This window comes from Natrinema gari JCM 14663, assembly GCF_000337175.1.
GTDB lineage: Archaea > Halobacteriota > Halobacteria > Halobacteriales > Natrialbaceae > Natrinema > Natrinema gari.
The window spans coordinates 1-24,505 of sequence record NZ_AOIJ01000029.1; the positions used below are offsets into that span (position 1 = coordinate 1).

The 24,505-nt window shown below is 65.7% G+C and carries 22 protein-coding genes; 10 read left to right on the forward strand and 12 right to left on the reverse strand.

From position 1 onward, the window contains the following. Window positions 1-827: 827 nt before the first annotated feature. Window positions 828-1,619, reverse strand: a complete 792-nt coding sequence (coxB, locus tag C486_RS00765; RefSeq protein WP_008451935.1) for a cytochrome c oxidase subunit II — start codon at window positions 1,617-1,619, stop codon at window positions 828-830. Window positions 1,620-1,840: 221 nt separating this feature from the next. Between coxB and C486_RS00770 the strand changes: the two genes are divergently transcribed. Further along, on the forward strand, window positions 1,841-4,129 hold the full coding sequence (locus tag C486_RS00770; RefSeq protein WP_008451936.1) for a DUF6789 family protein: 2,289 nt from the start codon (window positions 1,841-1,843) through the stop codon (window positions 4,127-4,129). After that, the gene (locus C486_RS00775) at window positions 4,126-4,710 is read left to right on the forward strand and encodes a hypothetical protein (protein WP_008451938.1); all 585 of its coding nucleotides are present in this window, start codon (window positions 4,126-4,128) and stop codon (window positions 4,708-4,710) included. Before C486_RS00770 ends, C486_RS00775 begins: the two co-directional genes overlap by 4 nt. Window positions 4,711-4,769: 59 nt before the next feature. On the opposite strand, the gene C486_RS00780 is transcribed toward C486_RS00775, so the two are convergent. Further along, window positions 4,770-5,639, reverse strand: a complete 870-nt coding sequence (locus tag C486_RS00780) for a manganese catalase family protein (protein ID WP_049909988.1) — start codon at window positions 5,637-5,639, stop codon at window positions 4,770-4,772. Window positions 5,640-5,872: 233 nt separating this feature from the next. Here C486_RS00780 and C486_RS00785 point away from each other — a divergent pair, with 233 nt between their 5' ends. Next, entirely contained in the window at window positions 5,873-6,064 is a 192-nt protein-coding gene (locus tag C486_RS00785; protein ID WP_008451942.1) for a hypothetical protein, read from the forward strand. A gap of 42 nt (window positions 6,065-6,106) precedes the next feature. Here the strand turns inward: C486_RS00785 and C486_RS00790 are convergent, their stop codons facing one another. The 3 genes from C486_RS00790 to C486_RS00800 form a co-directional block, all read right to left on the reverse strand. Beyond that, window positions 6,107-7,015 (reverse strand): cytochrome c oxidase subunit 3, encoded by a 909-nt coding sequence (locus C486_RS00790; protein ID WP_008451944.1) that lies wholly within the window; start codon window positions 7,013-7,015, stop codon window positions 6,107-6,109. A 150-nt stretch (window positions 7,016-7,165) separates the two neighbouring features. After that, window positions 7,166-8,557, reverse strand: coding sequence for an NAD(P)/FAD-dependent oxidoreductase (locus C486_RS00795; RefSeq protein WP_008451945.1), 1,392 nt, complete (start codon window positions 8,555-8,557; stop codon window positions 7,166-7,168). A gap of 181 nt (window positions 8,558-8,738) precedes the next feature. Then, window positions 8,739-9,083, reverse strand: coding sequence for a cupin domain-containing protein (locus C486_RS00800; RefSeq protein WP_008451947.1), 345 nt, complete (start codon window positions 9,081-9,083; stop codon window positions 8,739-8,741). Between the two features lie 101 nt (window positions 9,084-9,184). Here C486_RS00800 and C486_RS00805 point away from each other — a divergent pair, with 101 nt between their 5' ends. From C486_RS00805 to C486_RS00815, 3 genes are all read left to right on the forward strand, one after another. After that, window positions 9,185-10,036: a triphosphoribosyl-dephospho-CoA synthase gene (locus C486_RS00805; RefSeq protein ID WP_008451950.1), complete on the forward strand. Its 852-nt coding sequence runs from the start codon at window positions 9,185-9,187 to the stop codon at window positions 10,034-10,036. After that, window positions 10,033-10,662, forward strand: a complete 630-nt coding sequence (locus C486_RS00810; RefSeq protein WP_008451952.1) for a DUF447 domain-containing protein — start codon at window positions 10,033-10,035, stop codon at window positions 10,660-10,662. Before C486_RS00805 ends, C486_RS00810 begins: the two co-directional genes overlap by 4 nt. Window positions 10,663-10,752: 90 nt before the next feature. Beyond that, on the forward strand, window positions 10,753-10,944 hold the full coding sequence (locus C486_RS00815) for a 30S ribosomal protein S17e (protein ID WP_006184283.1): 192 nt from the start codon (window positions 10,753-10,755) through the stop codon (window positions 10,942-10,944). Between the two features lie 145 nt (window positions 10,945-11,089). Here the strand turns inward: C486_RS00815 and C486_RS00820 are convergent, their stop codons facing one another. Next, window positions 11,090-11,356: a hypothetical protein gene (locus C486_RS00820; RefSeq protein WP_008451958.1), complete on the reverse strand. Its 267-nt coding sequence runs from the start codon at window positions 11,354-11,356 to the stop codon at window positions 11,090-11,092. A 213-nt stretch (window positions 11,357-11,569) separates the two neighbouring features. Here C486_RS00820 and asd point away from each other — a divergent pair, with 213 nt between their 5' ends. Next, complete coding sequence (asd, locus tag C486_RS00825; RefSeq protein WP_008451960.1) at window positions 11,570-12,604, forward strand: aspartate-semialdehyde dehydrogenase; 1,035 nt, start codon at window positions 11,570-11,572, stop codon at window positions 12,602-12,604. A gap of 234 nt (window positions 12,605-12,838) precedes the next feature. Here the strand turns inward: asd and C486_RS00830 are convergent, their stop codons facing one another. The 5 genes from C486_RS00830 to C486_RS00850 all read right to left on the reverse strand — a co-directional run bounded on the left by C486_RS00830 (window position 12,839) and on the right by C486_RS00850 (window position 18,984). After that, window positions 12,839-13,270, reverse strand: a complete 432-nt coding sequence (locus C486_RS00830; RefSeq protein ID WP_049909979.1) for a universal stress protein — start codon at window positions 13,268-13,270, stop codon at window positions 12,839-12,841. Between the two features lie 156 nt (window positions 13,271-13,426). Further along, window positions 13,427-14,398 (reverse strand): D-2-hydroxyacid dehydrogenase, encoded by a 972-nt coding sequence (locus C486_RS00835; protein ID WP_008451964.1) that lies wholly within the window; start codon window positions 14,396-14,398, stop codon window positions 13,427-13,429. Between the two features lie 197 nt (window positions 14,399-14,595). Continuing rightward, entirely contained in the window at window positions 14,596-15,357 is a 762-nt protein-coding gene (locus C486_RS00840; RefSeq protein ID WP_008451966.1) for a tRNA-dihydrouridine synthase, read from the reverse strand. Window position 15,358: 1 nt separating this feature from the next. Then, a complete protein-coding gene (cofD, locus tag C486_RS00845; RefSeq protein ID WP_049909981.1) occupies window positions 15,359-16,351 on the reverse strand; it encodes a 2-phospho-L-lactate transferase in 993 nt (330 codons plus the stop codon). A 137-nt stretch (window positions 16,352-16,488) separates the two neighbouring features. Then, entirely contained in the window at window positions 16,489-18,984 is a 2,496-nt protein-coding gene (locus C486_RS00850) for a DUF5059 domain-containing protein (RefSeq protein WP_049909983.1), read from the reverse strand. Window positions 18,985-19,283: 299 nt separating this feature from the next. On the opposite strand from C486_RS00850, the gene C486_RS00855 reads away from it, so the two are divergent. Further along, window positions 19,284-20,681, forward strand: coding sequence for an FAD-binding oxidoreductase (locus C486_RS00855; RefSeq protein ID WP_049909985.1), 1,398 nt, complete (start codon window positions 19,284-19,286; stop codon window positions 20,679-20,681). 14 nt (window positions 20,682-20,695) lie between these two features. Here C486_RS00855 and C486_RS00860 read toward each other — a convergent pair whose 3' ends face one another. After that, window positions 20,696-22,249 carry a hypothetical protein gene (locus C486_RS00860; protein WP_008451976.1) on the reverse strand — a complete coding sequence of 518 codons (1,554 nt, stop codon included), beginning with the start codon at window positions 22,247-22,249 and terminating at the stop codon, window positions 20,696-20,698. 103 nt (window positions 22,250-22,352) lie between these two features. On the opposite strand from C486_RS00860, the gene ligA reads away from it, so the two are divergent. Both ligA and C486_RS20700 read left to right on the forward strand, forming a co-directional pair. Continuing rightward, window positions 22,353-24,110, forward strand: coding sequence for an ATP-dependent DNA ligase LigA (ligA, locus tag C486_RS00865; RefSeq protein ID WP_008451978.1), 1,758 nt, complete (start codon window positions 22,353-22,355; stop codon window positions 24,108-24,110). Between the two features lie 121 nt (window positions 24,111-24,231). Further along, a complete protein-coding gene (locus C486_RS20700) occupies window positions 24,232-24,429 on the forward strand; it encodes a hypothetical protein (RefSeq protein ID WP_049909986.1) in 198 nt (65 codons plus the stop codon). Window positions 24,430-24,505: the final 76 nt, after the last annotated feature.

The following is a 24,505-nucleotide window of genomic DNA, read 5'->3' on the forward strand; positions in this document are numbered from 1 at the left end:
TGGGCGACCCTCTGGGAACTTCGTTTCGCCGCCTCCACTCATACTCCACTACCCCACACAGCATCGGCTGTGTGGGGTTTTCTACGTATATCTCGCTTCTGAAGCGGTACAATACGCAACTCGAAACAATCAATTATAATATAGTATTGTCCAGTCATATCTATACAGAGCTTCGAGAGACTCCGTGACTATCGAGCACGCGCGAGGTGTCGAATCCGTCGACTTAGCCGATGATCATCCGACTGAATCAGTTCTCTCTACCGCTCCGGTAATGGAATCGACTACTACCGACAGTTAATCGGTTCGTTGTGTTGGCCGGGGAAGGCGCTAGCAACTATTCACTGAACTTGGTAACAGTACGCTGCGTTCGTGGCCGGTCTGTACGGTCTACGCTGTCGCCTCGAGAGTCAGGGCTCACCGGCTCGGAAAATGTCGCCCGGAACACTAACGTCCAGCCTCATCCCGTGGCGGCGTGCCGCGTCGGCTGGCTAACCCTCGTGCCGGGCGGGGGAACTCGTGGGAGGTCCCCGGAACGATTGTCGCGTGCCCGGGTTCGCCGTACTGTCATCGCACCCGAATGGGTTTGCTCGGACGGGGACTAAAGGCACGCAGTGTCTCTAGGCCGGTGTCCCGTTTAACTCTTACAGACTGGGACTGTCTTGGCGGCAGTGTCGGATCGGGATTGAAGCGAGCGGCGTTTTGTCAGTGTCCATGTCAGAAAACGCTTGCCTCAGCCGTCGTTTCATCCAGGATTGACTTGGGTTTCGTGGAGCGGGAAGCGCCATCCCGACTGCTGATGAAATTGAATATGTAGCTGCGTCTCGTCGTCAATCCGCAAGCTGATCTCGGCTGGGTTCCGGCGCGTCAGCGACGGTGTCCTCGTTTTCGGCGAGCCAGTGATCGTAGGTGGCTTGTTCGACGACAACGACTGTGGCGTCCATTCGCGAGTGGCCTGCGCCGCAGAACTCGGAACAGACCGCGTTGTAGCGGCCCGGTTCGGAGACGATGGTCCGGGAACGGGTGTATTTACCGGGGAAGGCGTCCTGTTTGATGCCCAGATCGGGGACGAACAGCGAGTGGATGACATCGTCGCTGGTGAGCCAGACGGTGACGTTTCGATCGGCCGGGAGCACGAGTTCGTTTTCGGTCGTGACGTTCGATCCCGGGTAGGTCGCTTGCCACTCCCACTGGTAGCCGCGGACGTGTATCTCCTCGTCGTCGGTTTCGGGGAGGTCGTCGAACGAGTCGAATCCCTCCTGACTGCGGTCGTCGCCCTCGAGTGCCTGGGAGGGTGACACGTAGGGATTGACGAGGACGCTGTAGCCGGAAAGGCCGACGAAGAGCAGGATGAGCGCCGTCGCGGCGGTCCACGTGATCTCGAGGGCGGGATCTTCCGTGGTCGGTTCGGGATCGTCGTTGTCGTGGAACTTGACGGCCGCGTAAGCCAGGATGACGAGGACGAACAGGGTAAGCGGCAGGGCAACGTAGAGCAGTTGGTACTCGAGGGAGTCGATGAGGTCGCGATTGGTCGACTGTGCAGCGACCGGCCCCGTCAGCGCGAGGCAACTCGAGCACGCCACGACGAGGAGTGTGAGAATCGCGCGTCGACGGCTACCCATTAGCGGGCATTCGACGACCGGCGTAATATACGGCGTTCACGAATCGGCGGACTGTCAGGGTCGGCTACTGATCGGAGACGACGGGGAGTAGTGGCGGAGACCTGTCACAGACGGCGACACTCACGGGGATGCCAGTCCACCTTTATTGCGGACGATGGTGAGGCCACCGCTATGTACGGTGACGAGCGGCACGGTCGAGCAACGGGGGGTGGCGGGAGACGATGAACCGTGCACTCGCGGAGGTGTCACTGTTCGGTGTCATCGTCATCAGCTGTCTGGTGGTCGTCCTCTATGCGCAGCGCGTTCGGGCCGAGGCGTCGCCGGATGGGGGCTACGCGGCCGAGCGGCAGCTCCGGTTCGGACTCGGGGACGCAAAGGCGGCCGCGGTCCGCTGGACGACGACGACGAACCATCGGAAGATCGGCGTGCTCTACATCGCGTTCGGGACCGTCGCAGCGATTTGGGGCGGGATCGATGCGATGATGATGCGGACGCATCTGTTGACACCCGAAGCGAACATCTGGACGGAGCAGACGTACAACGAACTGTTCACGATGCACGGGCTGACGATGCTGATTTTCTTCGTCACGCCGGTGTTCTTCGGGATCGGGAACTATGTTCTCCCGCTGTTGATCGGGGCCGACGACATGGCGTTTCCGCGGCTCAACGCTGTCGGGTTCTGGTTATTGCCGCCGTCGCTCTTGCTTGCTCGGCTGGGGATCGTGGCCGAAGTGACGGGTGCAATGCTCGCAGTCGTCGTGCCGACGGAGTGGCTCTCGGTGCTGTTGGCGTTTCAGGAGCCGGCGATCGGGTGGACGATATATCCACCCTTGTCCCTGGCACCGAACCCGCAGACGAATTTCCTCTTGCTCGGACTCCACCTGAGTGGCATCGCTACGACGATCGGTGCGATAAATTTCATCACGACGGTCGTCTACGAGCGCGACGAATCGATCGGCTGGGCGAATCTCGACATCTTCTCGTGGAACATGCTCGTCACGAGCGCGATCATCATCTTTGCGTTCCCGTTGCTCGGGACCGCCCTGCTCATGTTGCTGTTCGATCGGAACTTCGGGACGACGTTCTTCGCGATCGAGGGCGGCGGTCCAATCCTCTGGCAGCACCTCTTCTGGTTCTGGGGACACCCCGAAGTCTATATCATTTTCTTGCCGGCAACCGGGCTGATGAGCCTCATCTTGCCGAAGTTCGTCGGTCGAAAGCTGTTCGGCTTCAAGTTCATCGTCTACTCGACGATCGCCATCGCCGTCCTCTCGTTCGGCGTCTGGGCCCACCACATGTTCGTGACCGGCATCGATCCACGCGTCCGAGCGAGCTTTATGGCGACCTCGATCGCTATCGCCGTCCCGAGCGCGATCAAGGTGTTCAACTGGATCACCACTATGTGGAACGGCGATGTCAGACTCGCCGCGCCGACGATCCTCTGTATCGGCTCGATCGGTCTGTTTATCGTCGGCGGCGTCACCGGCATTTTCCTGGCCGTAATCCCCGTCGACGTCATGTATCACGGGACCTACTACGTCGTCGGTCACTTCCATCTTATCCTCATGGGGATCATCCCGCTGATGATGTTCGCCGCCAGCTACTACTGGTTCCCCATGCTCACCGGCCGGATGTACGACCGTCGGCTCGCGATCTTCCAGTCGTCGCTGCTAGTCGTCGGCTCCGCACTCACGTTCATGACGCTGATGGCGCTCGGCTTCCTCGAGCTTCCCCGTCGGTACGCGACGTACCCGCCGGCGTACTCGGGGCTGCAGGTCGTCGCGACCGTTGGGTCGTTCATCATCGGGCTCAGCGTCCTTATGTGGCTCTATAACCTGCTCTGGTCGTCCGTTCGTGGGACGCCGATCGAGACCGCAGATCCTTGGGAGCTCAAGGCGACCGAGCAGTTCACGCCGGAGTGGCAGTGGTTCGAGGACCGTCTCGAGCGCGAGCGCGGCGTGCCGCCGAGCGAACCCGAGGACATCCGTCCGTCGTACGTGCCCGCACAGGACGAGCGGCCGCCGTCGATCTACGGCCGGATCAAGCCGGTGGCCAGATCCGTCGCGAACGACGCCGGTATCGGCGCAGTCGGCGGGTTCGTCGGGACGATGCTGATGACGGGTGTCCTCCTTTTGGCAGTGGTACTCGGCGTGTTCGATCTCGAGTCGTTCGCGACCCTCGCGACGTTCGTCGGGTTGCCGGCGAACCTTGGGCTCGGATACGCGCTCTTCGTCGCGGGTGGAATGACGGTCTGGCCGCTCCTGTTCCTGTCGCTGGGCGAGTACCTGCCCGGGACGCTCACGCTCGTAACGGGGCTGTGGTATGCGACGGTCATCGCCTCGGGGTTCGCACTCGCCTTCTACACCGGGCAGCCCGGCCTGCAGTTGGTCGCGTACCTGCTGTTCGTCCTGCTCGGCCACTGGAGCTACGGACTCGGGCTCGCCGGCACGATCGCAACGCTCGGCGGCCGGCAACGCCGCCCGTCGACTGAGGAGGGCGAGGAGCGATGAGCGCTGGCGACGACACGTCATCCGATTCGACCGAGCCGCCCGCGACCGACGAGACGGGGCCGATCGAGCCGACGGCAGCGTCCGAGTCGCTGGTGTTGACCTATGCCGCGCCCTTTCTGGGCGTCGTTCTGATCGCCGCCGGCATTCCACTGTCGATCGCCGGGGGCTACGTCGTGATTCAGGACGGGCTCGGGCTCTGTGGGGACCCCAGTATCACGGTCGACCCGGTCGCCGAGGGTGACACTCCACCGGAGACCGTCGAGACGCTGCCGGTCGCGACACTCTCGCCGACTGAGCGAGCGGCCCTCGAGGAGGCGATCGACAGCCCGCTACGGGAGGCGACAGTCGACGGCGAGACGGAGAACAGAGGAACGCTGCTCGAGGGAGCGGTCGTCGAGTACGACGGTGACCGCTACTACGTCCGGATCACGTCCCGGAACTCCTGTCTCGAGGTTGCACCGTTGCTGTTTCCGATCGGAGCGATCGCGATCCTTATCGGTGGGATCGGCGTCCTGACGCCCCCGATATACCGGCAAATGGCGGGCTTCGAGGAGCGGATGCAACGCGATCGTCCGGACTGAGCGGCCGCTTGCAGACGGCGCGACCGCGGCTGGCGACGACACGATGTGAGGCATCGCGCTTACTCGTTCGAGTCCGTGGCGTCGGCCGAGTCGGTCGACCGAGCCGACTGGGTGTCCCTGTTCGGATCGTCGTTCGTCATGGGAGCAGGATCGGAGGCGACGACGGTGCCGTCACCCGGCTGCTCGGCGGCGTATGAGAACTGGCCGTTGCCGTCCGGCGTCTCCCCCTGAGTCCACGGGTACTCGGGGTCCGGTTGTGCTTCGCGCCTCGTCGAGATGAACGTGTAATTGAAGTCCTGGTTCTCCCGGTCTTGCGGGAAGCTCGCGGGCACCGGGACCGGGTCGTCGAGCGTTTCTAGGACCTGCAGCCACTGGTTTTGGTGCATCGTGTCTCGAGCGATGAGATAGGAGAGCATGTCCTTCATGCCGGGGTCGTCGGTGTACTCCCAGAGCCGCGTCGCGAGGGTGCGGCCGGTCGCCTCGGCCATCACGTTCGCGTAGAGGTCGCCGGCGGGGTTGCCCGACGCGGCGATGTAGCTGCCGGTGAACGGGACGCCGTTGCTGTCGACCGGCATCGCCGACTGGCCGGCCGAGAGGAACTGCCGCGGGTTCTGTCCGGTCATCGACGCCGCGGCGGCCGCCGTCTCCCGAGCGTCGTCGTCCATTGCCGCGGAGGAGTCGCGCAGGTTCTTCGTGACCGCGGTCGCGAGCAGCTCGATGTGGCCGAGCTCCTCGGCTGCGGTCTCCATCAGCAGGGTCCGATACTCCTCGTACTCCTCGGGCAGTGCCCAGGCCTGGAACAGGTACTGCATGGCGACGCGCATCTCGCCTTCCTGGCCGCCGATCGCTTGCTGGAGGAGTTTCGCGAAGTGCGGGTCGGGTTGGTCGACGGTGACTTCGTATTGGAGTTCCGGTTCTTGGAAGAACATCCACTGGACCCTGGGATGAGCGTCGATACGTGCGAGATCGGCAGTCGAAACCCCGATCCCCTGCTGTTGTATCGCCATGGAGGACTAGGATGCCGGCACCGGCGGTCGGGAACAGCGTATGCGTGCGTCACCACGCACGAGGGGAGAGCCGACCCGCGCGCACCGTGCGGGCTGGGGCTGCCGATCGGACCTGGGTTTTTCCTCGGTGGCTGTGATAGGGCCCAGTCCCAGAGGTGACCCTCGTGGGAACGAACGACGAGAAACAGCGAGCGGCGGCCGAGTGCGACGGATGCGGGTCGATTGGGATCGTTCAAATCTGGCCCGACGGGAGTCTCCAGCCACTCGGTCAGTCGAATTTCTGTGACTGCGACGCACCGACGCTGCGAGTCCTCGAGACGGATCTCGACCACGACGAGATACCGTGAGTCCCGGTTTTCCGGTGGCGGTCGCAATCAGCTGCGGTCCCCCTACACCGACGCGCCGACGTAGAGGACGACGACGAGGAAGAGCCAGACGGCGTCGACGAAGTGCCAGTACAGGGACACGGTCGTGATCGACGTATCGCGATCCGGACCGTAGTGACCGCGGCCCGCTCGCCAACAGAGCACGGCGATGCCACCGATGCCCAGCGCGACGTGGAGTCCGTGCAGTCCAGTCAGTCCGAAGAAGGCGGTCCCGAAGAACCCGCTCGCGAGGGTAAAGCCGTCGTGTGCGACGAACTCGTAGTACTCGTAGGCCTGCCCGGCGAGGAATACCAAACCGAGCGCGAGCGTCGCTCCGAGCAGCCCGAGAAATCGCCGTCGGTGCTCGCGCTCGAGCGCCCTGTGGGCGTAGTGGAAGGTGACGCTGCTGGCGACCAGGAGGCCGGTGTTGACGATCACGAGCGAGCCGAGCAACGGCGGGAGTTCCGACGGCGGCCAGGCCCCGATTCTGACGACGAAGTAGTAGATAAACAGCGCGGCGAACGTCGAGACGTCAGTCGTGAGGAAAAGCAGCGTTGTCGAGACGTACGACTCCCGTGACTTTCGCGGTCCGCGTTCGTCACGGGCGGGTGCCAGAAACGCCTGGTTGACCCAGCCCGCGATGCCGGCGAGCAGCCCGATCGTTCCGGCGACGGCGAGGCCGACGCCGAGCAGCGGCGGGACGAGACCGGTTTCGTCCCCGAGAATGAAGACCGCGATCCCGCCGTAGAGGCCGGCCGCTCCCGCGGCGGCGACGAGCGGCCAACGACTGCGGTGATCGTGTTCGTCGTGATCGCCGCGACCGCGGTGGTCGCCGTACTCCTCGGGGGCCTGTCCCTCGGGAACGCGGTGGCCGGATCCGTCGGCTCGAGGAGGGCGCTCGTCGAGCGGTTCGGACCGTCCGCCGGAATCCATAGGGTTGCCTTCCACGCCGGTCCGGAAAAAGGATGACCGCGCCCGGGAGGGACTGTCATCACGCGGTACCGAGTCTCGGTCGACACACGCTCGCCTGTTCCGTGAGCGCGAGAGAGCGCGGACGGCCGGACGGGCCGCAAGCCGGTCGCCTCAGTAGAAGTAGTCGTCAGCCGAGAGCTGGACGTAGTCGCCGTCGCGATAGTTGACCTTCCGGCGCTTGTACGCCGCCATGATCTTCGCCGCGCCGATGCCGGCGGAGTACGTTTTGTTCACGAGACCGTCACTCGAGCCGGTGCCCTGCATGTCGTTGATGGTATCGAACACTCGATCCCAGTCGTCGGGCCCGTAGTCGGCGACGATATCCGCGAAGGCGACGTTGCGCAGGATCTCGTCGCCGATCGCGCGTTTCCAGACGTCGTTGTAGTTCGCGATGGAATCCGTTGCGGCGAGTCGTCCGGCAATCTTGCCGGTGCGGACGGCGACGTGATAGCCGCCCTCGTGGAAGGCGGACGTGGTTCCCATCGCGCCGCCGGCGACGGCGATGTTCGCGCCGACGGGCGACTCGATCGGTCGCGTCGAGGAGATGGGATAGGTTTCGGTCCCCTTCGACTTGCCGCGGTCCTCGACGCGCGGGATGTCCGCCTCGATGTCGTACTCGTCGCCGAACTCCTGTTCCAGGAGGCGGCTGATGTACTCCGCACCCGAGGGAATCCCCTCGTCGTCGGGCCGCAGGAGCTTGTAGGAACCGGGATCGTCGACGTCTTCGAGGCGCATGCCGATGGGCATCGTCAGCCCGACGCGGGCGACGGTGCCGTCGTTCGGGAAGATCCACGGATACGCGGTCTCGCCGGGCATGTGCCCCCACCAGAACAGCAGTCGATCCTCGAATTCCTCGAACAGTTCGGGCGGGAACTCCCGGTACTCCTGGTAGGCGATGTGGTTGGCCTCCGGCGGCGAGAGGTGATCGGAGACGCTCCGCCCGGGGGCCGTGAACTGATCGAGCGCGTCGAGCGTGATCCGTCGCTGGGGACCGTCCGCGAGGACGACGTACTGGGCTTCGAGTTGCTCTCCGTTCGAGAGCGTCAGCGTGTGGGTCGGTCCCTTCGGGCTCGCGGCCCGCAGGTCGGTTTCGAGGTCCGAGACGCCGGTCCCGACGCGCAGGTCCGCACCGGCGTCGGCGGCGCGGTCGTAGAGCCAATCGTCCATACGCGCACGATGAAAAGTATAGCCGAAGTTCGGATAGCTGGCTGCCATCCCGGTCGACGTCAGTTCGACGTCGCTGTTCGGACCGACGAATTCGGTCGCCTCGAGTTCCCGGTGGATGATCTCGTCGGGGATGTCCCGGTAGTCGAAGCCCATGATGTCGATCCAGTAATCGAGCATGCCGGCGGCGTCGGTCGAATCCGGCCCCGGTCCCTCGCGGTCCTCCCGCGGGACCCCCTGCTCAAAGAGGACCGTCTTTGCGCCGTGAGCGGCGGCCCGTTCGGCCGCTGACGCACCAGCGGGGCCTCCGCCGACGATCGCGACGTCTACGCGTTCCATACGCCGTTTGGACTCGTTGGGTCATTATAAAAACTGCGAGGTGTATTTTCGGCGCTCGGCGTCACCCGCCATTGCGGTCCGGATCGGCAACGACGGTGGCGCGGCCCGCGCTGTGCCTCGGTGAGCGATGCCTGACCGAAACGGATTGTGGCCTCCCGAAACGGCCCGGTACGACGGCCGATTACAGCGGTGCGCCGACCAGCACGAGTTTCGCGCGTTCGTCGCTCCGGTTGTGGATCTGCCTGGTTTCCCCCGCGTCGAGTCGGATCGCGTCGTCCGTCCCCAGCGTTACGGTTTCGTCGGCGTCGTCCAGTTCGATGTCGACCGTCCCCGCGACGACGTAGTAGACCTCCTCTTGCCCGGAGTCGGTCTCGTCGTGTTCCAGTCCCTTCCCGTCCGACTCGAGTTCGAGGACCGAGATGCCCAGTTCCTCGGTGCCGAGCTCGTCCTTGAGAAACCACATGCCGCCCCACTCCTCGTCGATGACTGATTCCGGGTCGGTCTTGGCAACGGTATCGTAGCCCATGATCGATACTTCGCGTTTCGAAACTTAAATCGACGGGACATCGACTCCACCGGGTCCACCACGACAACTGCTAAACCGCGGCGGCACGCAGTGAGAGGTGTATGCGATCGACGGCAGAAAACGCACAACTGGCGTTGCTCCTCGAGGTCGCGGCGACGCCCAAACCGGGGAACGTCGACCGCCACCGGGATCTTTCGGACCTGCGCTTTGCCCACTTCATGGCCGGTGCGGTGGGGACCCGCGAGGGGCTCGAGATGGTGGCCGACGGTGCGGCGGTCGGGCCCGCGTTCGAGCGGGCCGTCGAGAAGATGGCCGCTCAGCAGGGGGGAAACACGCAGTTCGGCGCGCTTCTGTTGCTCGTTCCGTTAGTGCGGGCCGCCTGCACGGATCTCTCACGGCCCGTCGCCGAGTCCGTCGCTCGGGGGACGACCGTCGACGATGCGGCGTCGTTCTACCGCGCGTTCGAGCACGTCGATGTCGCCGTCGGCGACCCGCCCGACGACATGGCGGCCCTCGACGTGCGCCGCGGCGCGGACGCGGTCCCAGCTGTCGAGGCCCGCGGGCTGACGCTCTTCGACGTGATGGACCGGAGCGTTCCCGGCGACGATGTCGCTCGCGAGTGGGTCCGCGGGTTCGACCGCTCGTTCGCGGCGGCCGAGCGACTCGCCGCGGTCGACGGCCCCATATCGAACCGGACCGCGGCCGTCTTCCTCTCGCTGCTCGCCGAGCGACCCGATACGCTCGTCGCGACGCGCCACGACGAGGCGACTGCACGGGAGGTGACCGACCGCGCCGCGGCCTTACACGACGCGGACGCCCTCGAGACGGAGCCCGAAGCCGTCGATTCCTTCGCCGACGATCTCGTCGATCGCGGGATCAACCCGGGAACGACGGCCGACGTTACCGCAGCCGGGTTGTTCATCGCACTCGAGCGCGAGGCGGTCGACGTATGACCGACGAGCGAGCGGCCGTGACCGACGATACAGTGACCGATCGCGAGGACGACCGGGCGGCCCTCGCGGAGTGGCCGGTCGAACTCTCGGGGGTCACCGAGTCGATCGTGACCACGCTGGGCCCCAACGGGTTGTGGAACGCCGCTGCGCTCGGCCTCCACGCCGGCGACCCCGTCACCGCCCGAACGTGGGGCAACACCCGCACCCGCCGGAACTTCCACCGGCAGGGGACGGGCTACGTTCAGTTCGTCGACGACCCCGTCGACTTCGCCGAGGCAGCTTGCTCGATCGTCGAGCGCGAGGACCCGGTGTTGGCGTCCGCGACCGCCTGGGTTCGCGTCGCCGTCGACCGGGTCGATAGCGGCCGCGAGGGCGACACCGACTGGGAAGACTGGGCACTTTACCCGCTCGAGGCGACGATCGAGCGGGAAACCGTGCCCACGATCGATCGCGGGTTCGGAGCCGTCGTCGAGGCGACCGTCGCCGCGTCGCGACTGTCCGTCTCCGGCTACGACGAGAACGAACTTCGGGACCGCCTCGCGTACTGTGCGTCGGTGGTCGACCGCGCCGGCGGGCCACGCGAACGCGAGGCCATCGAGCGTATCCGCGCGCAATCGTCGTGGTAACCCGGGAGCCCGAAACGACGGGCCGACGGATCGATATTCCGGAGCGGCAAAGAGAAAGGGATTAAGAGCCTCTAGACGGAACCACCCTACATGGCAATCAAACCGGCCTACGTCAAGAAGACCGGGAACCTCCTCCTGGAACGGTACCCGGAGGCGTTCACGACCGATTTCGAGCAGAACAAAGAGAGCGTCACGAAGCTCACGAACGTCGAGTCCAAGGGCGTCCGCAACCGCATCGCGGGCTACGTAACGCGAAAGAAAGGCGCAGAAGTTCCCGCGTAAGTCGATCTTTTCACCTCGAGCGAGTCACCCCGGCGACGAGCAACCGGCCATAGTCGATTGTCCGGCTCGAGAGACGGGCCCCGCTGAGAGAGCGGATCGCTCTGCAGTCGAGAGCGCTCGGAAAACAGTCCGACTCGATCCCGTTTTACTGGTCGAACCCGGGTTCCATGTAGACCGCGGCGACGAACGCGACGATCGCGATCCCGAACCCGAACAAGAGCCCGATCACGCCGGTCAGAATGCTCAGTTTCAGGCCGATTACCGGGAGCATCCCGTCGTTGTAGCCCGTCCACGCGAAGACGACGCCTAGCAGCGCCGCGACGGCCGCGATGGCCGCCGCACCGATACTAAAGCGGGTGTCGAACAGTCCTCGGTCGCTGGTGTTCGCGGTCGAACTCGTCATCGGGACCACCTCCCGTCGGCGGCCTCGAGTCGATCCTGTCGATAATACATCGGTCGAAAACTGGCGCTCCCGTTTCTTAATATCTTCTATCCGTTCACAGCGCCCGCGACGGCCGGCTCCCGGTCGGACGCGAGTGCCGATGCCCGCCGAGTCATTCCGTCCAGTGACACGCGCTACCGTAAACCCAAACCGTTTTGCGGACACGACTCGGAGTGGCGGAAAATGGCAGTACGAGTAGGCGTACTCGGTGCAACCGGTGCCGTTGGACAGCGACTCATTCAACTACTCGATCCCCACCCGGACTTCGAGATCGCGGCGCTCACCGCCAGCGAGGCAAGCGCCGGCAAGACGTATCGACAGGCCGCGAAGTGGCGCGTCGATAGCCCGATTCCCGACGCCGTCGCCGACATGACCGTGACGGCGACCGATCCCGACGCGGTCCCCGACGACATCGACATGCTGTTCTCGTCGCTCCCCTCGAGCATCGGCGCGGACGTCGAACCCGACTTCTGTGAGGCCGGGTACGTCGTCTCGTCGAACTCCTCGAACGGCCGTATGGACGACGACATCCCGCTCGTGATTCCGGAGGTCAACCCCGACCACCTCGACCTGCTCGAGGTCCAGCGCGACGAGCGCGGCTGGGACGGCGCGATGGTCAAGAATCCCAACTGCTCGACGATCACCTTCGTTCCCACGCTCGCAGCGCTCACGGAGTACGGCCTCGAGAAGGTGCACGTTTCGACGCTCCAGGCGGTTTCCGGCGCGGGCTACGCCGGGGTGAGTTCGATGGAGATCATCGACAATGCCGTCCCCCACATCGGCGGCGAGGAGGACAAACTCGAGACCGAGTCGCGGAAACTGCTCGGCGAGTTCGACGGGGCCGAACTCACCCACAACGGCATGCACGTGGCGGCCTCCTGTAACCGCATCCCGACCATCGACGGCCACCTCGAGAACGTCTGGGTCGAGACCGAGGAGGACCTGCCCGCCGACGCGGCTGCCGAGGCCATGCGGGAGTACCCGTCTCTCGATCTCCGCTCCTCGCCGGACCCGCTCATCCACGTCTTCGAGGAGCCCGACCGTCCGCAGCCCCGACTGGACCGCACTCTCGGCGACGGGATGGCCATCGCCGCCGGCGGTCTCCAGAAGTCACCCTTCGGCCTGCAGTACAACTGTCTGGCTCACAACACGGTCCGCGGTGCCGCCGGTGCGAGCGTGCTCAACGGCGAACTGCTGCTTGAGAACGGGTACATCTAACCGCGCGAGCCGTCCCGCGGTCGACGGGCGGGCGGCGTCGCCGTTCGATCGCCGTCCTTCCCCACGGTTTTTCGAACCGCTCTCCGGTCGCAGCGCTGCCTCGAGGCCGTCCCTCGGCCGTGCTGTAACGGGGATCCGGGGATTGCGGCTATGAGAGTCCCTGTTTCGGTCGACGCCGCGGACGGAACGGTCCGTCGGAAGCGACCGACGAGTGAGGCGACGAGACGTCGCCGATCAGGTGTCGGTTCGTGGCAACGCGACCACCGGTACCGATGCTTCCTTCACTAACCGTCGTGCCACGTCGCCGGTAAGTAGTTCCACGAATCGGCTTCCGCCGCGAGGTTCGAAGACGACAGCGTCGACAGCGCGCTCGACTGCCGCCTCGAAGATCGTCTCGACCACGTCGGTTCCGAAGAGGATCGTCGTCTCGACTGCGCCGGCTCGCTCCTCGAGTGGCTCTCGAGCGCGCTCGAAGACCGTCTGCGCGTACTCCTCGCGTTGTTCGACCGAGGCTTTGTCGGGCGCACCCCCCGCTTTCTCGATCACGTTGACGATGATCACCCGACTCGATGGGGAGAGATACGGTGCAAGCGCTGCCGCGGTCCGTTCCCCGTCTTCGGGGTCAGCCACGGGAACGAGCACCGCCCCATCGAACGTCAGCGACACGGGACACCCTCCACATTCTCCGCTTGCGCGGCGTCTTTCGTGCGAACGGTGGCGACTGCTGTGAACGTCATACGCGTGGTTCGTCGCAGGGGGACAAAAAAGTAGGTCGACAGCTCGGGCAGCGATCGTTCGGGGGCGACCGCGGCCGACTCTCCATCAGGGGAGAACGACGTTTTCGAGGGCCGCGTCGGGTCCGGACTCGTCGAATCGACGGCGGTTTTCCGCGACGATGTCGGCCAGTCGGTCGTAGTACTCCGGCGTGTGCCCCGCGTTGTGTGGCGTGATCTGAACGTTTTCGAAGGTCCACAGCGGATGCTCCTCGGGCAGCGGCTCGGGATCGGTCACGTCCAGCGATGCACCCCGAATCCGGTTCGAGCGCAGCGCCGCGACGAGCGCGTCGGTGTCGACGACCGGCCCGCGGGCGATGTTGACGAGCACCGACTCGGGCCCCATCGTGACGAGTGCCTCGCGGTCGATCAGACCTCGCGTCGTTTCCGTCAGCGGACAGGCGAGGACGAGGTAGTCCGTCCGTGCGAGCGCGTCGTCGAACGCCGCGTCGTCAAAGCCGATGACCTCGTCCGTCGGCCCGCCCTTCTCCGGGGTATAGCGCACACCGATCGTGTCGACGCCGAACGGCTCGAGGCGCGTACAGACAGCCTGCCCGATCGCACCGAGGCCGACGACGGTCACCGTCGACCCCTGTAGTTCCGTGGCCTTGTAGTGGCGCCACTCACGGCGGCGCTGGCGGCGCTCGCCGACGTGGAACCGCCGGGTGAAGTGGAGGATCGCACCCACGACGTGCTCGCCGATGTTCGGTCCGTGAACCCCCGAGGCGTTCGTCACTGTGACGCCCCGATCCTCGAGTGCCGCGAGCGGCAGGTGGCCGGTCCCCGCGTAGGCACACGCGAAGACATCGAGGGAGTCGGCGGCCGCGAGCAACTCCTCCTCGAGTGTCATACCGGTGACAAAGCGTGCGTTTTCGATCGCCTCGCGCTCCTCGGCCGGCGTTCTCGCCAGGTCGACGGTGTGGTCCGGCAGCCGATCGCGGATCGCGTCGGCGTACTGTTCGATCGGCGTTCCGTGGGTGCCCGTTCGCAGGACGAGCACGTCCGGCGCATCGTCGCTCATGTCTCAGTCCTCGGCCGATGCCGGCAAAAGCGTTCGTCTCGCGGCACCGCTGGGGTCCCAACGCCGATCCGACCCGACCCGGACCGCGATGCACGCTCCGCTCACGCTGGCATGGCGTCCCGCCGCGACCACCCGCCGAAGCGGTTCGCCGTTGACGGCCCGTCGTCCAGCGCACGCCATCCCGGTCTCGCAGGCCGCTATCGGCCCGTCTCGCAGCCCAGTCGTCGCTCCACCGCATCGCGAACCCGCTCGAGCACGACGGGCGTGTCGCTCGGGCGACCGACGCTGACCGCGTCCGCGCCGTAGTCGACGTACTCGCGGACGGTCTCGTCGTCGCGGACGCCGTTGTTGGCGATCACGAACAGGTCGGTGGCGTCGGCGATGGCGGCGATGATCGATTCGGTATCCATCGCGTCGACGTGGACGAAGGCCGCTCCCGCCGTCTCGAGGCGACGGGCCAGTTCCGGCAGGTCGACGCCCGGGACCTCCGCGCGGACCTTCACGCCGACAGTCGCACCGGTCTCGGCCGCCCGCTCCACGTAGTCAGCGAGTCGCTCGCCGTCCCGCAGGAGCGTCTCGCCACAGCCGACGTCGCGGAGTTCGGCCTGCCGGCAGTGGGCGTTGATCTCGAGGTACGCGTCCCGATCGCGACAGACGCAAGCGGCGTCGACGACGGGATCGACGGTCGCACTCCGGACGTTGACCGCCGGTTGGATCGGCATCCCGGCGAGTGACTCGAGTTCGCGGGCGACGAAGGCCAGCGGATCGTCGGGCAGGAACTCGGTGCGATCGCGGGCGACGAGTTCGCGAGCGGCCGCGCGGGAATCGGCGTCGATGGCGATGCCGCCGAGGAACGCGGCCCCGGCGTATTCGGCTCCGGCCCGCGCCCAGTCGGCGTCGGCCTCGCCGCTGAGGCTCGCGAGCGCGAGCGGCGGCGTAAACGACACTGTCGATGCCATCTCAGCCTACGTGCTCGATCGCGTCGTCGATCGCGCGGATCACGCGCGCGGCGTCCTCGCCGGAGTCGATCGCGATGTCCGTTCGAACCGTCGGTCGGTCGAAATCAGCGTCGTCGCCGTCGTCGATCACGAACGCGTCCGCGAACGGGTAGGCGGTCGCCAGCCCCTCGGTGCTCGGTTCCGCGTTGACGGCCTCCATGAGGTCACCCGCGGGCCCGGAAAACGCGTCGTCACCGAGGAACGGCGAGACGGCGACGACGGTCGTCTGGGCGAGCGCGTCCGCGACGCCCGGGAGCGCGAGCATCGGTCCGATACTGGTGACTGGGTTCGACGGACCGATGACGACGGTGTCATCGAGTGCCTCGAGGACGCCCGGGGCGGGGTCGGCCTGCGAGGAGCCGCGGAACTCGACGGTATTGACGGCCGGATCGCCCCGATGAGCGACCCAGTACTCCTGGAAGTGCATGACTCCCTCGTCCGTGTGGACGAGGCTTGCGACGGGATCGTCGCTCATCGGGAGGAGATCGATCGTCAGTCCGAAGGCGTCGGCGAGTCGCTCGGTCGCCTCGCTCAACGTCTTCCCCTCGTCGATGAGGCTCGTCCGCGTGATGTGGACGGCCCGGTCGCGGTCACCGATGGTCATGAACTCGGCAACGCCCGAAAAGCGACGCCAGTTCGCGAGCGTCCGACCCTCGGTCTGCCTGTCGTCGGGGAGATACTGCGGCCCCTCAGGCAGCCCCGCGGCCGACGCGATGTCGGACAGCGCCGAGTTTGTCCGCTGCGTATCGCCCTTGATGCCCCACCACGTCTCCCGGTCGAGGATGCCACCACCCTGAAACAGCAGCGTATCGACGTCCGGCGAGACCAAGAGTCCGCCGATCTCGATGTCGTCGCCCGTGTTGACGACGACTGTGGTCTCCTCCGGCGAGAACGCGGCGGCAGCGCCGTCCAATAGCTTCGGCGTTCCAGTGCCCCCGGAGAGGAAAGTTACCATATCTACACCTCTCGAGCGAGGCTACTTAATCGCTTATGGCCGGTGTTCGGGACCTGGAAACACCGTCCCGAACAGCTTCGTCAAACGACGACCGGCGGAGTGGCGGTTCCATGTCGGGACCCGGAAGGATCGCGTGGTTACTCGACGACGATCGTTCCGGTCATGAAGCGTTCGTGGGGGATGCAGACGTACTCGTGTTCGCCCGTCGTCTCGAACGTGTGGACGTACGACTGGCCCGACTGGACCGCGCCGTTGCCGTTCTCCCATCCCGTGCGGGCACCCTCTTCGCTGTCGAACCCGCCCGATGCCCAGTAGGTCGCGTCGCTCGGAATCCCGTCTTCGAAGGCCGTCACTGTATGTGGCTCGCCGGCCGCGTGTTTCCAGGCGACGGTCTCGCCCTGCTTGACAGTGAGCGTCTCCGGATCGTACGCGGTCGCCTGCATCTCGACGACGTGGTCGGCGTCGTCGGGGACGCCCTCGACGACGTTCGGTCCGCCCTGGAGGTCGGGTGCTGATTCGGTCTCCTCGGCAGTGTCAGCCGACCCGTCGACCGGCGCTGCGTCGGCCGCGCCGGCGACCGCGAACTGCGCCTGCAACGCCGCCGTCGCGAACGCTTCGGCGGCCGTGTCGACATCCATCTCCGTCTCGCGGGCAGCATCGCTCTCGGCGTCGCTCGCCTCGAGCGCGGCGATGTACTCCTCGAGCGCCGCCTCGAACCCCTCGTAGGCCTCCTGATCGGCCTCCTCGAGGAGTTCGTGGACCCGCGCACCCTCGAACGTCTCGTACACGGCATCCATGAGTGACGCGGCGGCGGCCCCGAACGAGCCGCCGGCGGCCGCGACGACGGTATAGGTCGCCGCGACCGCTTGCTCGTTGAACGCCCGGGCCGTGGCTCCGACACTCTCATCGTTTCCGGCGGCGGCCTGCGCGTCGCCGAGCGCGCCCTCGAACGATTCGTACCGGTCGTGGTCGGCGTCCTCGAGTGCCTCGTGGAATCCACCCGCACCGTTCTCGAAGTACTCGAACGTTTCTCCAACGACGGTTTCGGCTCGGCCGGACGCGCCGAGAGCGTCTAGGACGCCGGCGTCGAACACCCGCGCGGTCATGTATCCGCTTTCGACGGCGCTGACCTGTGCGGGCGAGCCGATGGTTGTTTCGAACTCGAGGAGGGTCTCGCGGATTCCGGTCGCGTGTTCGTCGACGGCCGCGTCGTCGCCGTTCTCGCAGGCCTTGATGAGGCCTTGCAGGTGCTCCTCTTCGAAGGTCTCGTAGAGCGATTCGTCGGTTTCCTCGAGCGTTTCGTGGAAGCCGGCTTCGTTGGCCTCGAACGTCTCGAACAGCCCGCTGACGAGTTCGGCGGCGACCGCGTTCTCGCCGAGCCGATACCGTTCCACCGCGTCCTCGGTTCGAGCTTTGAAGAAGCCAGCCTCGATCAGTGTGGCCTCGCTGCCGGTCCCCAGGGCCTCGATCCCGGTCACCAGCCCGTCGTCGATCGCATCGACGGCGGTGTCGACGCCCGCCGGGTCGTCGTTCTCGATCGCCGTCGCGAGCGCGTCCAGGCCGTCCTCCTCGAATCGGTGGTAGGCGTCCTCGCTCGCCTCCTCGAGCGCCTCGTGTGCACGGGCGCCCTCGAAGTGTTCGAAAGCGTTCTTGACGACTCGCGCGGCTGCCTCGTGCTCCCCGCGCTCGAAGAGCCAGGCCGCGTCGTGGGCCCGCGCCCGATACACGGTCAGGGCAGCGGCGTGAGCGAACGCCGTCGACGGCCCGCCAAGCCCCGCGAGTGCCGCGGCGTCCCATCCTCGTGCCTGATAGGCGGCGATCTCTCCGGCTCCCGCTGCCGATTCGGACGGAGTGAGAGCGTACCCGCCGTCGATGGCCGCCTCGAGCGCATCGCTCGCGCTCGAACGGACGCTCTCGCCGTCCTCGTTACCCGCGGCCGTGGCGACGCTTTTCATAGCGGCTTCGAATGCCTCGTAAACGTCGCCGTCGGCCTCCCCGATCGCGTCGTGAACGGCCGCCCCCTCGAACCGTTCGAACGCGTCGTTCGCGACGGTTTCGGCGGCGTCAAAGGCACCGGCCGAGGCGAGCATGACGCTATCGGCGACCGTCGTGCCGAACGCCTGCAGATCGAACGCCTGGACCGTCGGTTCGCCGACGAGGGTCTGTTGGGCCCCGCGGAGTTGCTTGTCCGCGATACCGGTCTCCTCCCGTCCGCGAGCGATGTCGTTCTGCTCCAGCCCCTCCGTCCGGAGTTCGACGAGCGCCTCCTCGAATGCCTCGTAGCGCGACTTGTCGGTTTCCTCGAGCATTTCGTGGGCGTTGTACTCGCCGCTGGCCTGCTCAAAGCGATCGAACGTCCGGCCGGCGATAGCAGCGCCGGCACCGGTCTCACCGGCCTCTCCCGCGGCGAGTGCGTCCCACAGCCGCGCTCGCATCGCGTTCCATTCGGCGGCGACGGCCGTCTCGGCTGGCTTGGCGTCCGCCGATTCTTCGTCGGACTCCGGTGATGTCCCGTCCTCCCCCGACTCCGATTCTGGCTCTTTTTCCTCGGTCGTCTCGGAACACCCGGCGAGTCCGAGACTCGCGATTGCAGCACCGCTCCCCTTCAACCACGCGCGTCGTGTTTGCCGCATAGGTTTTAGGCTCCCCTAAATACACAAATGCATTCCGATTTTGGCTGGCCTAAACCGATGGGGAACGGCATCGCTCGCGTTGCTGTGCTGTAATCGCGGCCCCAATAGGTCCTGCATCCGGTTCGACCGACCGGCCTCCGATCGGAGCGCGGGCCAGTTTGCAGGCGCGCGGCGCGATCCGGATTTCCTCGAGTCGCCCCGTTATCTCCCTGTTTTCGGGTCTCTCTGGTCGTCATGTTATATAATTACTAGTGATGTCATCTATATCTCCGAGCGGGACCTACGACTACCGAGGACCGATGGCAGTAACGACCACACCCGTAGACGACGGTGCAATGGACGGACTCGGCGAGGAACTTCGCGGCGAGTTGCTCCGGCCCGGTGATCCGAACTACGACGAGAGGCGAGCAGTCTGGAACGGCATGATCGACAGACGCCCGGCGCTCATCGTTCGAGCGATGGGCGCGTCGGACGTGATCGCGACGGTGAACTTCGCCCGCGAGCAGAACGTAGTACTCGCAGTTCGCGGCGGCGGGCACAACATCGCCGGCAATGCCGTCTGCGATGGCGGCGTGATGCTCGATCTCTCGGCGATGCGGTCGGTCCGGGTCGATCCGGCGGCACAGGCGGCTCGCGTCGAGCCGGGCGCAACCCTCGGTGACTTCGACCACGAGGCGCAGGCGTTCGGACTGGCGACGCCGACCGGGATCAATTCGACGACCGGTGTCGCGGGACTCACGCTCGGCGGTGGGTTTGGCTGGCTGACTCGCAGGTACGGAATGACGGTGGATAACCTGCGCTCCGTCGACATCGTCACCGCTGACGGCGAACTGCGTCACGCAAGCGAGGCGGAAAACTCGGACCTCTTCTGGGGGATTCGAGGCGGGGGCGGTAACTTCGGCGTGGTCACCTCGTTCGAATTCGATCTCCACGAGGTCGGCCCCGAGATCCTCTCCGGACCGATCGTCTACGCGGGCGACGATGCGCGGGAGGTCATCCGACACGTTCGGGACTTCAACGAGGACGCACCGGACGAGTGCGCCGTCTGGATCGTGCTTCGGGCGGCACCGCCGCTTCCGTTCCTTCCCGAGACCGTCCACGGCGTCGGCGTCGTCCTCGTCGTGACGTTCTACGCCGGTGATATCGACGACGGCAAAGCTGTTCTGGCCCCACTTCGGGAATACGGGGACCCGATCGCCGATGCCGTCGGCCCCCACCAGTACGCGGCGTTCCAGCAGTCGTTCGACCCGCTTCTCACCGAGGGGGCCCGGAACTACTGGAAATCCCATAACTTCAGCGACCTCTCCGACGACGCCATCGATACCGCGGTCGAGTACGCAGCCGATCTCCCGTCACCACTGTCCGAGATCTTCTTCGGGCAACTCGGCGGCGAGATGGCATGCGTCCCGTCGGACGCGACGGCCTACCCCCATCGGGACGCCGAGTACGCGATGAACGTCCACACGCGCTGGGAGGACCCAGCGATGGACGACGACTGTATCGCCTGGTCCCGAGAGTTCTTCGACGCGATGGCACCGTACGCGACCGGCGGCGTCTACGTGAACTTCATCAGCGAGGACGAGGGCGAGGAAGCCCTCGCCTACGCGGACAACCGGGACCGGCTGGCCGACATCAAGGCCGACTACGACCCGACGAACCTGTTCCGGATGAACCAGAACGTCGAACCAGCCCGATAACTTTTTTGAGTCCCTTACTCGCCGATCCAATCGGCGAAGCTCCCCTCGAGCAGCGTCTCCGACTGCCGGCTGACGTATTCGCGTTGCATCGTTGCGATCGCCTCGTCGAGGTCCGCCCCGTCCTCGAGAGCGGTTCGGACCTGCTCGCGCTTCCAGCCGGCTGGCGTGACTTCCTGCCGGACGCGCCGCCGGAGCGGGTAGAGATACTTCGCGGCGTCTTCCTCGCTCAGCCCACGGTTGGTCAGTCCGTCCTCGGCGTGAGCCAGCAAGTCCTCGTAGAGCGCGAGGCGATCGGCCGTCTCCTTGCCGTCGTTGGTGATCCAGATCAGTTCGGCCTCGAGCCCGTCGACCATCGCGGCGTAGAAGTTGCCGCGAGCGAGCTGCCAGTCGAGTTCGATGACGGGATGCTCGAGGCGGGTCAGACTCTCCATCAGGCCGGCGAAGGCGGCGAGGAAGGAAATCGAATCACGAACCGTGGGCTGGGCGGGGATCGGCCGGAACTCGATGCGGGCGTTCGCAGCCGATCTGGTCGGGCCGCCGAAGACCGGTCGGATCCACCGCCAGTACGTGCCGTGTTTGCGGCTGAAGTGGGGGAACTGATCGTCGAAGCGCTCGCCGGGCTCGACCGGCATCGGGACGATAGTGTCGTCATCGGCGACCCGGTCGATCGCTTCCTCGACCGTCTCTAGGTCGTGTGGGAAGCGGACCTTGCCTTCACCCGTTGTGGGATCGTTGAGGACGGTCTCGAAGATGCTGATACGGTGTTCCATCCAGGCGTCCCGGAGGATGTCGTCGGCAGTGGCGTCGTCGTCGTAGAGATCGGCGGGGAAAAACGGGGAGTTGACCCCGAGCGCGAGCAGCGGGCCGGCGACCCGGAGCGCGTAATTGAAGTACTCGGGGAGGTCGGGGGCGTGAGCGACCTGATAGTGGGGCTGAATCGATGTGATGAGGCTCTCGGGCATGACGGTATCGCCCTGCACGGAGACGTTCGGGGCCTCGATGCGCATTCCCGCGGCGTCGGCCTGCTCGGTGTTGGCCATCGCGTGATACCGGGCGGAGTCGCTCATGTTCGTCGCGATACGGATCGTCCGTTCGGTCCCGTCCGGGGTGGTCGCTGTCCGTTCGACGCTGTCAGTGAGGTAGGTCCCCGCCGCCTCTCCTTCAGGGGGGAGCGTCCAGAGCGCATCGCTGACTAACCGCATCCGCTCGGAATCCGTCACGTCGAGTGCCGTCTGTAACCGGGCTTTGACCTCCGACTCCTGGGCGGCCAGCCCGGGGGCGTTCAGCGGCTGCGGACTGGTCGTCATCTCCGCGTTGTGCAAGCCCAGTTCCTTCTCGAACCCGATCAACTCGAGCAGCCGACGCGGGACCCGCCGCAACGCACAGTCGTCGGCCTTGACCGCGTAGAACTCATACTCGAGGCCGACGATCGCCTGCGGATTGTCGAAGACCCCCTCCTCGACGGCGTCTTTGATGACCGCCGCGTCCGCCTGGGCCCGCTCCCGAAAGTCGGCGGCGTCGACCGCCAGCATGTCCGCGACCCGTGCGGCGAGTTCCTCCTCTGGCATACCACCGAGTGTGTGGCCGACTGTCTTTAAAGCACGTCTCTCGACCACCGAGCGCCGGTCGGTCTCAGAACCGTTTTACTCCCCGCGACGATACACGTCGCCGATGGAGTTTGCCACGTTCGCTGACCGTGCCGGGACGATCGAGGCCGAACCCGCCGCTCTTGAGGTCGTCGCTCACGTTCGGGACCTGTTCGCCGACGCCGGCTCCGATCTCGAGGTCGTCGCGCGGTTCGTTCAGGGCCGGGTGTTTCCGGCCTGGGACTCGACGACGCTGGACATCGGGCCGAGTGCGTGTTACGAAGCGATCGCCCGCGCCGCGGGGACGAACGTGAGCAGCGACGACGTAGAGGCCCGACTCGCCGAGGTCGGCGAGATCGGCGACGTGGCGGCGAATTACGACTTTGGTGGCCAGCAAGGGCTCGGTGCGTTCACTGGCGGTGGCGGAGGCAACGGCGGCAATCTCACCGTTCGCGAGGTCCACGAGACGCTCGAGGACATCGCGGCTGCTGAGGGATCGGGGAGCCAGGACCGGAAAGTCGACCTGCTCTTCGGTCTCTTCAACCGCTGCTCGAGCGAGGAAGCGCGCTATCTGGCGCGCATCGTGCTCTCGGAGATGCGGATCGGCGTAGGTGAAGGGACAGTACGGGACGCTATTGCCGAGGCGTTCGACGTTCCCACGGATCGGGTCGAACGCGCATTGCAGGTCTCGAACGACTACGGACAGGTCGCACGGACCGCCCGTGACGACGGACTCGAGGGACTGGATTCGACTGAGCTCGAAGTGGGTCGCCCGGTCCAGGCAATGCTCGCCCAGACGGGGACGGTGACGGACGCGCTCGAGGAGTGGGAGACGGCCGGTGTCGAGTGGAAGTACGACGGCGCGCGGATTCAGTTGCACCACGCTCCGAACAGATCGAACGAATCGACGGCGGAGACCCGCGTCTTTTCGCGAAACATGGAGGAGGTCACCGACGCCCTGCCGGAAGTCGTCGAGTTCGCCGCGGCCCATCTCGAGGAGCCCGCGATCCTCGACGGCGAGGTCGTCGCGATCGACGAGGACGGCTCGCCGCTCCCGTTTCAGGAGGTGCTCAAGCGGTTCCGGCGGAAACATGACGTTGCGAAGGCCCGCGAGGACGTCTCGGTGCGTCCCGTCTTCTTCGACTGTCTGCACGCCGGCGGTGAGGACCTGCTCGCGGAGCCGCTGACGACGCGCCACGACCGGCTCCGATCGGTGCTGGTCGACGCGGACGCCGACCCCGTCGCCGATGACGAAATCGAGGGACTGTCCCTGCTCTGGCGGACCGACGACCCCGACGAGATCGAGTCGATCGCCGCCGAGGCGCTCGAGGCGGGCCACGAGGGGATCATGCTGAAAAACCCCGACTCGACGTACTCGCCGGGACGACGCGGGAAGCACTGGCGAAAGCGGAAACCGGACGTGGAGACGCTGGACTGCGTCGTGACCGGTGCTGAGTGGGGCGAGGGGCGACGCGCGACCGTCCTCGGTACGTTCGAACTCGCCGTGCGCACGGGCGACGACAGCGAGGAACGCCGTTCCGCTGGCTCTGCGGTGGAACCGCAGAACCTCGAGACCGTGGGCAAGGTCGCGACCGGGATCACCGACGAGAAACTCGAAGAGTTAACTGATCTGCTCGAGCCCCACATCACCGTTGCTGAGGGACAGACGGTCGACCTCGAGCCCGCGGTCGTCTTCGAGGTCGGCTACGAGGAGATCCAGTCTTCGCCGACCTACTCGTCGGGCTATGCCCTGCGGTTCCCGCGGTTCGTCGGTGTTCGGTCCGACAAGTCTCCCGCGGATGCGGACTCGCTCGAGCGCCTCGAGCGACTTCACGACCAGTAGCGTCGGTCGTCGTTTTCCATCCGGGGAGCCGTCGTTCGCGGGAGCAGCGTCACACGGTTTTCCCCCTCTATTTTTACAGTTAGTATAAAGGAATATACGTTACTTATCGATAGTACCTACTATGTCATCACCATTCGAAAACCCGGCGATCCGCTATGGAATGGGTTTCAGTAGTGCCGTGCTACTCGTCATCGTCGCGTTCGTCTTTCTCGAGGAGGGATTGACTCGGTGGCTCGTACTCGGTCTTGCAGTCATCGAGATCACGGTCGTTCCACGGATTCTGAAAATGACGGTGGAGAACAACACTGACGGGGTGTGAGTGACGTCGGTAGCGCTGTCTGTCTCGTCTGCTTTCCCGACTCGCTGCCGTATTGGATCGGCAGCCAGTGACTACG

Bases quoted from the DNA above. Each gene is read 5' to 3' on its own strand.
- coxB (WP_008451935.1), bottom strand. From the start codon at position 1,619: ATGGGTAGCCGTCGACGCGCGATTCTCACACTCCTCGTCGTGGCGTGC.
- C486_RS00770 (WP_008451936.1), top strand. From the start codon at position 1,841: ATGAACCGTGCACTCGCGGAGGTGTCACTGTTCGGTGTCATCGTCATC.
- C486_RS00775 (WP_008451938.1), top strand. From the start codon at position 4,126: ATGAGCGCTGGCGACGACACGTCATCCGATTCGACCGAGCCGCCCGCG.
- C486_RS00780 (WP_049909988.1), bottom strand. From the start codon at position 5,639: ATGTTCTTCCAAGAACCGGAACTCCAATACGAAGTCACCGTCGACCAA.
- C486_RS00790 (WP_008451944.1), bottom strand. From the start codon at position 7,015: ATGGATTCCGGCGGACGGTCCGAACCGCTCGACGAGCGCCCTCCTCGA.
- C486_RS00795 (WP_008451945.1), bottom strand. From the start codon at position 8,557: ATGGAACGCGTAGACGTCGCGATCGTCGGCGGAGGCCCCGCTGGTGCG.
- C486_RS00800 (WP_008451947.1), bottom strand. From the start codon at position 9,083: ATGGGCTACGATACCGTTGCCAAGACCGACCCGGAATCAGTCATCGAC.
- C486_RS00805 (WP_008451950.1), top strand. From the start codon at position 9,185: ATGCGATCGACGGCAGAAAACGCACAACTGGCGTTGCTCCTCGAGGTC.
- C486_RS00810 (WP_008451952.1), top strand. From the start codon at position 10,033: ATGACCGACGAGCGAGCGGCCGTGACCGACGATACAGTGACCGATCGC.
- C486_RS00815 (WP_006184283.1), top strand. From the start codon at position 10,753: ATGGCAATCAAACCGGCCTACGTCAAGAAGACCGGGAACCTCCTCCTG.
- asd (WP_008451960.1), top strand. From the start codon at position 11,570: ATGGCAGTACGAGTAGGCGTACTCGGTGCAACCGGTGCCGTTGGACAG.
- C486_RS00835 (WP_008451964.1), bottom strand. From the start codon at position 14,398: ATGAGCGACGATGCGCCGGACGTGCTCGTCCTGCGAACGGGCACCCAC.
- C486_RS00840 (WP_008451966.1), bottom strand. From the start codon at position 15,357: ATGGCATCGACAGTGTCGTTTACGCCGCCGCTCGCGCTCGCGAGCCTC.
- cofD (WP_049909981.1), bottom strand. From the start codon at position 16,351: ATGGTAACTTTCCTCTCCGGGGGCACTGGAACGCCGAAGCTATTGGAC.
- C486_RS00850 (WP_049909983.1), bottom strand. From the start codon at position 18,984: ATGCGGCAAACACGACGCGCGTGGTTGAAGGGGAGCGGTGCTGCAATC.
- C486_RS00855 (WP_049909985.1), top strand. From the start codon at position 19,284: ATGGCAGTAACGACCACACCCGTAGACGACGGTGCAATGGACGGACTC.
- C486_RS00860 (WP_008451976.1), bottom strand. From the start codon at position 22,249: ATGCCAGAGGAGGAACTCGCCGCACGGGTCGCGGACATGCTGGCGGTC.
- ligA (WP_008451978.1), top strand. From the start codon at position 22,353: ATGGAGTTTGCCACGTTCGCTGACCGTGCCGGGACGATCGAGGCCGAA.
- C486_RS20700 (WP_049909986.1), top strand. From the start codon at position 24,232: ATGTCATCACCATTCGAAAACCCGGCGATCCGCTATGGAATGGGTTTC.